Source organism: Massilia pseudoviolaceinigra, from assembly GCF_030846505.1.
Classification (GTDB): Bacteria; Pseudomonadota; Gammaproteobacteria; order Burkholderiales; family Burkholderiaceae_D; genus Telluria_A; species Telluria_A violaceinigra.
In genome coordinates this window covers 96,881-109,536 of the sequence record NZ_JAVCWL010000013.1, presented here as the reverse complement: position 1 = coordinate 109,536, position 12,656 = coordinate 96,881, and the positions used below count along the sequence as shown (strand labels likewise).

The following is a 12,656-nucleotide window of genomic DNA, read 5'->3' as shown; positions in this document are numbered from 1 at the left end:
GGGCATGTGATGCCCGAGCCGCGCCACCCGCTAGCCGCCGGGGTGCGAATCGGTTATACTGTGCCCTGGGTGTCCACACGTCCGTGTGGCAGGTTTTGCGATGGTCGGGCCGCCACGCGGCTTGTTGACGACCCATGACCCCCTCTTCCTTCTCTTTCCAGCTTTTTTCTCCGCCTGAGCGGTGCATCCTTGCATGCCGCGTGCTTCATCTCGCTCCTCCAGAGCCCCGCTTTTCCTGATCCAACTACCGTGCCAATCTTTGGCGAAAGGAATCACATGGCGATTGTCGCTAGAAGTCTGTCGAACAGTTTCAAGGCGTTCTTTGCGTCGAGCAAAGCCGGGGGCATTGTCCTGATCGTCTGCACCCTGGTCTCGCTAGTGCTGGCCAACTCCCCCGTCGGCGGCGACTACCTGCAGTTCTGGCACCTCAAACTGGCCGGCCTGAGCATCGAGCACTGGATCAACGATGCGCTGATGGCCTTCTTCTTCCTGTTGATCGGCCTGGAACTGGAGCGCGAGCTGTATAACGGCGAGCTGTCCAACTTCAAGAACGCGCTGCTCCCCATCGTGGCGGCGGTGGGCGGCATTTGCGTGCCGGCGCTGATCCACTTCGGCTTCAATAACGGTTCGCCCACGCAGGCCGGCATCGGCATTCCGATGGCGACCGATATCGCCTTCGCCCTGGGCGTGCTGGCCTTGCTGGGCAGCCGCGTGCCGGCGTCGCTGAAGATTTTCCTGACCGCGCTGGCCGTCATGGACGACCTGGGCGCGATCATCGTGATTGCCGTCTTTTATACCGCCCAGCTGTCGGTGCCCTATCTGCTGGCGGCCGTGGCCATGTTCGCGCTGCTGGTTTGCATGAACCGCGTGCTGCGCATCATGGCGCTGGCGCCGTACCTGGTGGGCGGCGCCGTCATGTGGGTGTTGATGCTTAAATCAGGCGTGCATGCGACGATTGCCGGCGTGCTGCTGGCCTTCGCCATACCGTTCTCCGCGAAGCAGGACGATCAGGAATCGCCATCGCACCGGCTGGAACATATCCTGCACAAGCCGGTTGCGTTTATCATTTTGCCGATCTTCGCCCTCGCAAATACAGGCATTCTCATCGCGTCCGGCTGGACCCAGGAGCTGATGTCGGCCAATAGCCTCGGCATTCTCGCCGGCCTGGTGATCGGCAAGCCGCTGGGAATCACCTTGTTCTGTTTCGCGGCGGTGGCAATCGGCATATGCCGGCTTCCGCTCGACCTCGGCTGGCGCCATGTATTCGGCGCGGGACTGCTGGGCGGTATCGGCTTTACGATGTCGATCTTCATTACCAATCTCGCGTTCGTCGGCCAGCCCGAGGTGGTGAACGCGTCGAAGATGGCGATTCTGCTGGCCTCCGTGATTGCCGGCGTGATCGGCTTCGCGTGGCTGACGATGTTCGGCAAACCCCAGGCTAATGACAGCGACCCGGATACGCTCGATTTCGACGACGGCGCGTCCGTGGAGTCGACAGGGAAATCGGCAACGCAGTAATCGGAGGGACTATCAATTTCTTGATGGAAATAATAGAATGCGATGCATGCTTGTTCAATCGACACAGTTGCCACCGCAAGGGATTACCTACTCATGAAAACGTCCGCCGCACTCCTGATGTTTGTTGGCATGACGCTTGGCGCCGCCAATGCACCGGCACAAACGCCGGCTAAAAAAAGCGGCCCTGCTGCGAAGGCGGCTGATCGCTCCTTTGCCCCGGTGCACTGGGATCCGGCACTGCCGCCGACCGCCTACGCCCGCAACGATCCGAAACAGGTGTTCGCCTGGGTCAAGCGCAAGATCGATGCGGTGGGCAAGATCGATGAATTTTCGAGCAGCGCGGACCGCGAGGCGCACGCCGCCGCCGTGGCAGCGGCGATGAGCGCGGTCGCGCCGATTGCCTTCCTGACCAAATGCGAGGCGGAGTACGACGCCGAGCGCCAGGCGTTCATGGTAAAACAGAAGACCGCTGCCTTCCGCGATTCCTTGCTCAAGCAGCCCAACGCCGAAGCGCTCACGATGCGCAAGCTGGTCCTGAGGTCCGATGTAATCGAGAGCAGCAAATCCGCCACGCAGAATGCTTATGGCGCGAGGAGCATGGTGACGTACACGGAGTCGTCGGAGCTCGCGCTGGGTGTGCCGGCAGGTGCGATGAACGAACCGGCTGCGGCAGTAGTTCGTGGCAACTATACCGCCACGGTCATGCCCTACGCTTACGAATTCATTCACTACACCACCGCCGTTCCCATGCCCGCCGCCGAGGCGCGGGTGAAGAAAAGCCCGTTCGGTTGCATTGCCGTGGCGTCGCTGGAAGCGCCTTACCTGTTTAGTTACGAGGAACGTGAGTCCACTACACGCATCGCCCCTTCCCTCGACAGGATCAATGGCACCGGGCTACTAAGCAAGCTCGACCGTGTGCAAGTCTATGACAAGGCCAGCGGCAAAATCTACGCGACGCACGAGCGCGACGGGCTGTAACTGGTTTCAACACGCCCTTGCGTAAAATGTGCCAGTGCAATATATTGAAGCCATGAACCCGCACAACGCCCCTCCCCTTCGCACCCGCCCGGCACTCGATGCCGCCGCCGGCCCGCGCCTGGGCGCGGGTGTTGCACGAATTATCCGAGCGACCACACACGTCGCTCGCTTTCGTGTTTCGGTCGTCGGATAAATTTCAAGCGAGCACTTGGCGGTAATTCGCGAAGCGTTCCGCGCAAGTCTCATCCAGCTTTGCTCCCGACTTTATCGGAGCACTACATGCACACCTCGTTTTCCCCATCGCACGACCACGCCAGCGGCACGCCCGCCGCGTCAAGCTACGCACTTCGGCTGAACCAGCCCGCCTTCTGGAATACCCCCAGTCCGGCGATGGAAGAGCGCCTGCTCGCCCACTGGCGCGCCACCGGCCAGCGCCAGCAGCTCGATAGCGCGCGCCAGGATAAACCGCGCTACTGGCTGCTCGACGGTCCGCCTTACGCCAACGGCGACGCCCATCTGGGCCATCTGCTCAACAAAACGCTCAAGGACGTGCATGCCCGCTACGCCAGCGTGTGCGGCCAGCGGGTCACCTGGCGTGCCGGGTGGGATTGCCACGGACTGCCGCTCGAACTGGCGGTCGAAAAGCGTCACGGCGCGCGCGCCAAGGACAACGCGCCCCTGTTCATGCGGCAGTGCCGCGACGAAGCGACGCGCTGGAAGGATCAGCAGGCGCTATCGATGTCGCGCGCCGGGCTGATGGCGGACCTGGACCAGCCGTGGCTGACCATGGACCCCGAGCGCGAGGCGTCCTCGCTGTCGCTATTGCTCGAGATGTGGCAGGCCGGCCTGCTGGTGGAACGGCATTCGCCCGTGCACTGGTGCCCGGCGTGCCAAAGCGCGCTCGCCGCCAGCGAACTGGAAAAAACCACCCGCGAGCGCATGGAGACCTTCTTCAGCGTGCCGTTCGCGCCCGCGTCCTGCCAGGCGCTGGAACAAGGCGCGCGCCAGAACGGGGCGGCCTGGCCGGCCGGCCCGCTGCACCTGCTGTCCTGGACCACCACGCCGTGGACACTGTGGGCCAATGCCGGTTTCGGCCACCCCCAGGCGGGCGCGCTCAGTGTCGCCACGCTCCATAATGGCCTGCGCGTCGTGCTCGCGGTGCAGGCGCGTGACCGTTTGCTGCGCGACTACCCGGCGATGTTCAGTCACGCCGGCCACGAATTCGATGGTGCGCTCGACTTTTCCCAGCTCGGCGCGCTGCGGCCGGAGGCGGTCAGTCCGCTCACCGGCCTCGTGGCGCCCCTGCTGGCGGCGGCGTTTGCCAACGAAAGCGAAGGCTCCGGCTTCGTGCACCTGGCGCCGGCGTTCGGACCGGACGACTTCGTGCTCCACGAAACCGATGGCGTGCGCCTCGACTGCCATGTCGGCAAGGATGGCCGCCTGATGGACGTCGGCACGGTCGCCATGCCGGACGCGCTGCGTGGCGCCACGCTGGAAGTGGCGTCGCAGGTGTCATGCGACTTGCTGGCGCAGTCCGGCCGGCTGGTGCACGTCGAGCGCAGGAGCGTTGAAACCACGATGTGCTGGCGCCACAAGAAACCGGTGTTCTACCGCGCCAGCCAGCAGTGGGCGCTCGATCTGCACAAACCCTTCGACGGCTGCCCGGAAGGACTGGCGCAGCGCGCCATGGCCGCGCTCGGGCACACCGTGTTCGTACCGGACGAAAAGGCACGCGCGCCTCTGGCCCTGATGATGTCGACGCGCCGCTTCTGGACCTTGTCGCGCGACCGCCTGTGGGGTTTGCCGCTGCCGTTCTTCCGCCATGAGGCGAGCGGCGAACTGCATCCCGATAGCGCCGCCATGTGGCGCGAGCTGGTGCAGCGCGTGCGCAGTGGCGGTGTCGAAGCCTGGCAAACCTTCGATACCCCGCCCGGCTACACAAAGAGTACCCAGAGCGTCGATGTCTGGTTCGACGCCGGCGCCGCCTGGCACAGCGCGGCCGAAGATGGCTGCGGCCAGGCCGACCTGGCGGTCGAAGGCCAGGACCAGACGCGCGGCTGGTTCCTGTCCTCGTTCCTGCTCCACGCCTTCAAAAGCGCCCTGCCGCCTTTCAAAAAGGTGATGACACACCGGTTCGTGGTCGATGAAAAGGGCATGAAGTTTTCCAAATCCGACGGCGGCACGCCGGACCACAAGGCGCTGTTCGCCAAGTGTGGCGCCGATGTGTTCCGCCTGTGGGTTTGCAGCCAGGACGTGGGCGACGAGATGAAATGGTCCGGCACCTCGCTCAAACAGGCCACGCAGGACGCCAAGGACTGGCGCAGCTTCCTGCGCTTTCATCTGGCGAACATGCAGGACGATCCGGCGGCGCCTCGTCCGGACAGCCTGCGAGAGCTCGACCGCCTGGCGTTGCGCAAATTGCAGGAGGCGCGCCACCAGTGGCACGCATGCATGGAGGGTGGCCGCTTCTACCAGGCGCTCACCTGCCTTGCGCAGTTTCGCCAGTGGGCCAGTGCGGAGTGGTTCGAGCTGTCCAAGCGCACCTTGTACTGCGCGAAAAGCGGTAGCGCGGCGCTGGTGAGCGTGCAATGGGCGCTTCGCGAATCGTTTCTGTTGTGCGCACAGATGCTGGCGACGGTGATGCCGTTCGCCTGCGAGGAAGCGTATCTTGCCTGGCCCGGCCACCCTCGCGCGTCGCTGTTCCTGCACGAATTTCCGGAAAAGGACGAGCAGTCCGGCATGGACCCGGCGCTGCGCCACACCGACGCGATGCTGACCTGGCGCCGCTCGCTGCAGCCGCTGGTCGAACGCGCACGCGCCCTGGTCGACAAGGGTACGCCCGTGTGCCTGGCGTTCCAGGGCGACCAGGACCAGCAGAGCGAAGAGCGGCTGCGCGCCCTGTTCCCCGGTTGTTTCGTAGTGCTGGGAGACGAGGCGAACGCGCTCGACGCGTGGGAAGCCGGTCCGGCCGGCGACGCGGTACCAGTCCGTGCCGGCAAGAGCGCCGCTCGCCCGCACCGGTGCGGCCGCTGCCGCGACTACCTGAGGGTGGCGCTCGATGAACGAGCGCTGTGCCACCAGTGCGCCGAGGAGGTAGCGCACGCGAGGTGACGCACTAAACACGGCCCCAGTTGCGCGCTGCCGACTAAAGAAGCCCGTCAATACAGTACATCGTTGAAAAGCAGCGCGCACAAGGCTACCTTGGGTGCTCCCTCACCGCTGGAGAAACACATGACCTACCCACGCACGGCGGGCATCCGCCTGCTCGCCCGTCTGACCGCCCTGATGGCGGCCCTGACGCTGCCCGCTCATTCGCAAGCGGCCGACAACGACACCTGCACCGTCAACCAGCAGATCTGGCCGCTATGCGTCAACGATCACGACGGCTGGGGCGTCGAACGCGGGAACTACTGCATCGCGCGCAGCTTTTGCACCAGCATGCCGCCGGCAGCCACCCGCAGCGCGCCGGTCGACAACAATGCGAATGCCAAAACGCGCGCGCTATTCAGCTATCTGCGCAGCGTCTGGGGCAAGCAGGTCATCGCCGGCCAGGCCGACCTGACCTGGAAAGACGCGATCGACATGGCTGAACGGGTACGCGCCGATACCGGCAAGTCCCCTGCGCTGATGGGCTACGATTTCATGAACTACGGGCTGACGGCCAACTGGGTGGAGGGCCGGCGCAAGACCGAAGAAGCGATCGCCTTTGCCGGCAAAGGTGGGCTGGTCACATTCGCGTGGCACTGGCGCGACCCGGCGCTGCTGAAAACGGCCCAGGTCAACAACGCCAACTTCTATGCGCGCGAGAGCGATGCCAGCAAAAACACCAATTTCATGATTCCCATGGCCCGTGGGGCGCTCGACAAGAGCAGCCCGGCTTACCAGCAGATCAACGACGGCATCGACATGGTGGCGGTGGAGCTCAAAAAGCTCTCCGACGCGGGCGTCACCGTGCTGTGGCGGGCCTTGCATGAAGCGTCGGGCTACAAGGGCGATGGCTGGTTCTGGTGGGGCCGCACCCGTACCGACGGCGTGCCGCAGGCGTACGCGAACATCCTGTTGTGGCGCCACATGTTCGACCGCCTGGTGCACAGGCATGGCCTGCATAACCTGATCTGGATATGGAACGGGCAGGATCCGGCGTGGTATCCGGGCGACGACGTGGTGGACATCGTCAGCTACGATATTTACGACGGCAGCGACAACAAGACCTACGGCTCGCAGCTGGCGACCTACCAGCAGGCGTTGAACACGCCGGTGGAACGCAAACCGGCCGCCTTGAGCGAAAACAGCTTCATCCCCGATCCGGACAAGATCGCCGCGGACAAGGCCTGGTGGCTGTGGTTCATGGTGTGGAACGACGGCGACGGCCCGGCCGGCGTCACCAGTCCGAACAACTTCTGGACCGGCGAGTATTACAACACCAATGCGCACAAGCGCAAGGTGTACAGCCATCCGGACGTGATCACGCTGGACAAGCTGCCGCGTTTTTGATCAGTGCATGTCGGTCGCGTCGAGGAATGCCTGGACCATCGCTTCGAGGCCGACGCGGTCTTCTTCGCTGAAGCGGTTCAGCAGCGGGCTGTCAATGTCGAACACGCCGTACAGCTGGCCGTCCTTGAGCAGCGGGATGACGATTTCGGCGTTCGAGGCGCTGTCGCAGGCGATGTGGCCCTCGAACGCGTGCACGTCGGCGACCACGATGGTGCGGCGCTCCTGCGCGCAGGTGCCGCACACGCCACGGCCCAGGGGAATGCGCGCGCACGCGACCTTGCCCTGGAAGGGGCCGACCAGCAGTTCCTGGGCGCCCTCCTTTTTGCCCGGGCGGAGCAGGTAGAAACCGGCCCAGTTCAGGTCCGGAATGGTGGAATACACCAGGGCGGCGAATTGCGACGCGTTGGCGGTCAGATCGCGCTCGCCGTCAAGAATGCTGCTCACTTGACGCGCGAGAAGAGAATAGTCACCTGTGTTGCTGGAAATGTCGGAGTGCATACGGCTGGCTGTTTGTCCGGTTAATGTGAAAAAGAAAGCGATGGATTGCGGGCGGCTGCATTGTAACGCGTGTCGCCAGGGATACTGTATCGAAGCGAGGGTGGACATGGAGAGCATCGGTCAGCGCAAAGCGCTGTTTCAAGGCCTCGCTCCGGTTAGCCGCTTGCTCAAGCAAGGCATCCGCGTGAGGGGCCGATAGAGGCCGAATCTGAAACGGAATTGCTTAACGAACTATTTTTCCAGAATCCCGTGTTCTCCCCTCATTGTCGGATGCCTGACTCTGAGACACGGCACTGTGGGCTGGAATCGCGTACCGTTCGCGCAGTTTTCTCAGTGCCCCTGAGGCTTCGAGATGCTTGATGCCGTTGGCCAGGACGCGCAGCCAGGTCGCGCTGCGGCTGTCTTCGCGCGCGAAGCCGATCGTCAAGGGCAGTGCTTGCTTCAAGCATCCAGCTTGTCTAAGCTGCGCGGTCACACCCAGCTTGCGTGCTTGAAGGCCGACGACGGCTTCGTGCTCGAGCATGACCAAAAAGCGTCCGGCGAGCATTTTTTGCAGATTGGTCGTACCGGCCTTGGCGCCATGGGAAAAGTCGAGCGCATGGCGGTCTGCGCGCCTGGCCACGATATAGGCGTCCATGGCCCCGTCGTCATAGCCATAGTCGGCGATGACGCCGACGGTAATGCCTGCGAGCGAGCGCTGGTCGCGATAGGCCCATTTCTCGTTCGCGCGAGTATAGAAGCAGGCCCTGGAGTAGGCTATTGGTGCGCTCAGGCGCAACCTGTCGTCGACCGGTGGAGCGTAGACGCCTTCGATATCGCCGGTGCGCGTTTCGCGCATGGCCCGGTTCAGCGGCATCAGGATCGGCTCGACCAGATAGCCGGCGGCGCCCATCGCCTGCAACGTGGCATCCACGAGATAGCCTCCGCTGAGTTTTCCGTCCGTCGCACAGACAAACGGACACCATTCGTCCGACGCCATGCGGATCACGCCGCTGGCGGCGGCAGGTACGGGAAGTATCAGCACAGCGACCAGGCTGAAACAGAAGGGGGTGTCGCACACAAATGACATGGTCTCACTTCACACGGGGATATGGTAGGGATTCCTTCGTGTTGGCGCTGGCGCCGACCAGGTTGGCAGCAAGGCCCGCACCGACTTTTTCTCGCCATGGCTAGCCGGCCTCCCCCTGCGGCCATGTCTGGCCGGACCGCTTCGGCCATCTTGAAAACGCCGATCTCCCGCATCAGCTTACCAGCCTGTTCCTGGGCGGCGCAAGCTTTGCGCGAAACCGGCAAGCTATCCAACAACGGCATGCTGCGATACTTGCCGCCTACCTTGCAGCAAATTGCCATTCAGAATAGCGTCGCGGCAGTGCGCCAGGAAAGATTCGCTCGATTAAGTCGCACTTTGAAACTAATCCGGAAATTTCGCTGCTTCGTCGAGTCGCATGAAAAATAGCTTGCGGTTTCATTTTGAAACTAAGTACAATGCAAACATGTCAACTAAATCCACCCTTCCACAGGAGCCCAGCGTGAATGACGTCATCTGCACCGTCGACACCGTCCTGCTCACCCTTGCCGACGACGGCTTGGCGGTCGCCCTGCTCAAGCGCGAACGCGAGCCGTACAAAGGCGTGGCCGCCCTGCCCGGCGGTTACATCCACACCGATAAAGACCGCCACGGATTCGACGCCGCCCTGCGCGTTCTCAAGTCCAAAACCGGCATCGACGTGCCTTATCTCGAACAGTTGGCCGCCTTTTCCGGCGCGGCGCGCGATCCGCGCGGCTGGTCGGTGTCGCTCGCCTATTACGCGCTGGTGCCGCACGCGGTCATCGCCGCGGCGGGCCACCCGGGCGTGAAGCTGGTCGGCGTCGACCGGCTGCCTACCCTGCCCTTCGATCACGCCACGATCGTGGCGGCGGCGGTCGAGCGGCTGCGCAGCAAGAGCCAGTATTCGTCGCTGCCATGCTTTCTGGTCGGCGAGCTGTTCACGCTGCCGCAGCTGCAGCGTGTGTATGAGGCGCTGATGGGCGAAGCGCTGAACAAGGTGAGCTTTCGCCGCAAGATGACCGAGCTGGACGTGCTGGAAGCGGCCGAAGGACACATGGATGCGTCGAGCCCCAGCCGCCCGGCGCAGTTGTACCGGTTGCGTGCGCAATTTCGCGACCGCCTCGGGCTGCTCAAGCGCGGCCTCTGACCAATCAACCAAGGAGAACACGATCATGGCCATTATCGACAGGGTGAAGTGGGACGGCAGCCCTAGCCAGCTGGCATGGAAATACCCCTCGCAGGAGCTTTCGACGATGACGCAGCTGATCGTCAATGAGTCGCAGGTCGCCTTCGTGGTGCGCGACGGCGTGTACGAAGGCCCGTTCGGCGCCGGCCGCCACACGCTCTCCACCGGCAACATGCCCTTGCTGCGCAAGCTGGTGGGCCTGCCGTTCGGCGGCCAGTCGCCGTTTTCGGCCGAAGTCTGGTTCGTGAACCTGGCCACCACGCTCGATGTACGCTGGGGCACGCCGGACCCGATCCAGCTGCAGGATCCGAAATTCGGCATCATGGTGCCGGTGCGCGCCTTCGGCCAGTACGCCATCGAGGTGGCCGATCCCAAGCTGTTTTTGATGAAACTGGTCGGCACCGCGCGCAGCATGGACGCGGCCACCCTGGCCGACTATTTCCGCGCCATCAACACCACGCGTATCAAAACCGCGATTGCCGGTGCGATCAGCGCCAGCGGCATATCGGTGCTGGAGATCTCGACCCGCCTCGATGCGCTGTCCGCCACGATAGGCGAGGCGCTGGCCGGCGAGACCGCGCAGTACGGCGTGGCGCTGACGCAGTTCAGCATCGAATCGATCAACGTGCCCGAGACCGACAGCGCCGTCCAGAAGCTCAAGGCGGCCCTGGCGCGGCGCGCCGAAATGAACATCATCGGTTTCGACTACCAGGAAGAACGCCGTTTCGACGTGCTGCAGGCGGCCGCGCGCAATGAAGGCAGCGCCGGGACGGTGCTCGGCGCCGGCATGGGCTTCGCCCTGGGCGGCAAGCTGGGCGCGAGCGTCGGCCAGATGGCGGGAGCAATCGCGCCCGACGCGCCGGCCCAGCGCATGGCACTGCTGCGCGACCTGGCGGCGCTGCGCAAGCAGAACATCCTGACCGACGCCGAATTCGACGCCGAGAAAAAACGCATCCTGGCCTGACGTCGACATGACTCCGCTCACCCTACTCTGTCCGCAGTGCGGCAGCCCGCTACCCCGGCAGGCCCTGTGGCGCATCGTCACCTGCATGTATTGCGGGGCGGACGTCACGCGCAGCGAAGAGCTGGTGCGCGCCGCCGATTTTCGCGAGGCGTACCTGCGCTCGCGCTCCGGCGACAGCGAGGCCGACATCGCCTGCGGGGGCCAGCGCTACAAGACCATCGCGCACCTGGGTGCCGGCGGCAGCGCCACACTGGCGCTGGCCGAGCGCAGCGGGGCCATGCCAAGGCGCGTGGTGCTGAAAATCGCCCACGCCGGTGCGCCCGCCGGCCAGCTGGCGCGCGAAAAAGCGATTCTCGACCAGCTGCAGGACGACGGCTTGCCCGGCGCCGCCTATTTCACCCAGCGCCTGCCGCAGGCAGTCGCCGTGAGCAGCAGCGCCAGCGCGGACGGCCAGCAGCGCGAGGTACTGGTGCTGCGCCACCCCACGGGATTCTGGGGCAGCCTGGCCGACGTGCGGCTTGCATATGGACGCGCGATCGATGCGCGCCACGCCGTGTGGATGTGGCGCCGCGTGCTTGAAGTGCTGGCCTACGTCCACGCCGGCGGCTGGAGCCACGGCCGCCTGGCCCCCGAACACCTGCTGGTGCATCCGCCCGACCACGGCGTGCTGATTATCGGCTGGTCCGGCGCGCGCCGCAGCCGGCACGATGGCGCAGCCGCCCAGGGGCGCGACCTGATGCAGCTGGCCTGGGCGATGCGCGCCATGCTGGCGGACGCACCCGGCGAGCCCGCCATCTCGCGCGCCACGCCTCCTCCGCTGGCACGCCTGCTGGAACGTGCCAGTCTCGATGCCGCATGGTGCGCGGCGCTGGGCGCGGAAGGCATGCGCCAGGCGGTCGGCAGCGCGGCGAAAGACGCTTTCGGTGCGGCCAGATTCATCGACTTCAGTCCCACCCCATCAAACTAGACAAACAAAGGAACCATCATGGGTCAAGGTAATTACTCCCACGCTGCGCATGCAGCACTGGTCGCCGACCGCGCGTCGGCATCCCGCAACGAAGTGTTCACCCAGCGCGGATGCCACCCGCTGATGAATCCCCACGGCCTGAAAATCCGCGAATCGCGCGACAGCGACGACCATCCGGGTTCGCTGGGAATCGTGTTCGCGCTCGACGTCACCGGGTCGATGGGCGACATCCCGCAAAGCCTGGCCACCAAGGAACTGCCCACCTTCATGGCCTTGCTCAACGCGGTCGGCGTGGCCGATCCGCAACTGCTGTTCATGGCCATCGGCGACGCCACGTCCGACCATGCGCCGCTGCAGGTGGGCCAGTTCGAGTCGACCGCGGAGCTGATGGACCAGTGGCTCACGTGGAGCTACCTGGAAGGCGGCGGCGGTGGCAGCGGCGAAGAGAGCTACGAGCTGGCCTTTTATATGGTGGCTCAGCATACCGACATGGATTGCTGGGTCAAGCGGCGCAAGAAGGGCTACCTGTTCATCACCGGCGACGAACTGCCGTATCCGGCGGTGTCGCGTCACCAGATCGGCAGCCTGGTGGGCGACACGCTCGACGCGGATGTGCCGATCGCCGAAGCCATCGCCGCGGCGGCCGAAACGTATCACGTGTTTTTCCTGATTCCCGACCTGGGCCGGCGTGGCCGCTGCGAGAAGCGCTGGCGCGACCTGCTGGGCGACCATGTGATCTGCATGGAGGAGCCGGGTGACGCCTGCGCGGTGGCCGCCGCCATCGTCGGCCTGACCGAGCGCGCCATTCCCGACATGGATGCGCTGGCGGCCACGCTGGGCGCCAACGCCATCGCGCCGCAGCGCGTGTCCGCGATCGTGCGTGCCCTGCGTCCGTACGCCGACCTGCTCGATCCGAACGCCGCCACGCGGATGCACGTCCCTGCGGCGGGCACGCCGGCAGCTCCCTCGGCGTGGTGGAAGCGCATGTTCGCATAAGGATGGC

At 64.6% G+C, this 12,656-nt stretch carries 10 protein-coding genes; 8 read left to right on the top strand and 2 right to left on the bottom strand.

Annotation, left to right across the window (positions count from 1 at the left end; translation table 11 throughout):
• Positions 1 to 276: 276 nt before the first annotated feature.
• The 4 genes from nhaA to RBA40_RS14550 all read left to right on the top strand — a co-directional run bounded on the left by nhaA (position 277) and on the right by RBA40_RS14550 (position 6,990).
• Positions 277 to 1,518, top strand: coding sequence for a Na+/H+ antiporter NhaA (nhaA, locus tag RBA40_RS14565; protein ID WP_306648536.1), 1,242 nt, complete (start codon positions 277 to 279; stop codon positions 1,516 to 1,518).
• 93 nt (positions 1,519 to 1,611) lie between these two features.
• Positions 1,612 to 2,496: a hypothetical protein gene (locus RBA40_RS14560; RefSeq protein WP_306648535.1), complete on the top strand. Its 885-nt coding sequence runs from the start codon at positions 1,612 to 1,614 to the stop codon at positions 2,494 to 2,496.
• Positions 2,497 to 2,775: 279 nt separating this feature from the next.
• The gene (locus RBA40_RS14555; RefSeq protein WP_306648534.1) at positions 2,776 to 5,607 is read left to right on the top strand and encodes a class I tRNA ligase family protein; all 2,832 of its coding nucleotides are present in this window, start codon (positions 2,776 to 2,778) and stop codon (positions 5,605 to 5,607) included.
• A gap of 120 nt (positions 5,608 to 5,727) precedes the next feature.
• Complete coding sequence (locus RBA40_RS14550) at positions 5,728 to 6,990, top strand: glycosyl hydrolase (protein ID WP_306648533.1); 1,263 nt, start codon at positions 5,728 to 5,730, stop codon at positions 6,988 to 6,990.
• On the opposite strand, the gene msrC is transcribed toward RBA40_RS14550, so the two are convergent.
• Together msrC and RBA40_RS14540 are read right to left on the bottom strand one after the other, a co-directional pair.
• Positions 6,991 to 7,488, bottom strand: coding sequence for a free L-methionine (R)-S-oxide reductase MsrC (msrC, locus tag RBA40_RS14545; protein WP_306648532.1), 498 nt, complete (start codon positions 7,486 to 7,488; stop codon positions 6,991 to 6,993).
• A 223-nt stretch (positions 7,489 to 7,711) separates the two neighbouring features.
• Positions 7,712 to 8,557, bottom strand: a complete 846-nt coding sequence (locus RBA40_RS14540) for a substrate-binding periplasmic protein (RefSeq protein ID WP_306648531.1) — start codon at positions 8,555 to 8,557, stop codon at positions 7,712 to 7,714.
• A gap of 460 nt (positions 8,558 to 9,017) precedes the next feature.
• Here RBA40_RS14540 and RBA40_RS14535 point away from each other — a divergent pair, with 460 nt between their 5' ends.
• The 4 genes from RBA40_RS14535 to RBA40_RS14520 are packed head-to-tail and all read left to right on the top strand — an operon-like array spanning position 9,018 to position 12,649.
• On the top strand, positions 9,018 to 9,683 hold the full coding sequence (locus RBA40_RS14535; protein ID WP_306648530.1) for an NUDIX hydrolase: 666 nt from the start codon (positions 9,018 to 9,020) through the stop codon (positions 9,681 to 9,683).
• 25 nt (positions 9,684 to 9,708) lie between these two features.
• Positions 9,709 to 10,686, top strand: a complete 978-nt coding sequence (locus RBA40_RS14530) for an SPFH domain-containing protein (protein ID WP_306648529.1) — start codon at positions 9,709 to 9,711, stop codon at positions 10,684 to 10,686.
• 7 nt (positions 10,687 to 10,693) lie between these two features.
• Entirely contained in the window at positions 10,694 to 11,653 is a 960-nt protein-coding gene (locus RBA40_RS14525; RefSeq protein ID WP_306648528.1) for a lipopolysaccharide kinase InaA family protein, read from the top strand.
• An 18-nt stretch (positions 11,654 to 11,671) separates the two neighbouring features.
• Complete coding sequence (locus tag RBA40_RS14520; protein ID WP_306648527.1) at positions 11,672 to 12,649, top strand: VWA domain-containing protein; 978 nt, start codon at positions 11,672 to 11,674, stop codon at positions 12,647 to 12,649.
• Positions 12,650 to 12,656 lie beyond the last annotated feature (7 nt).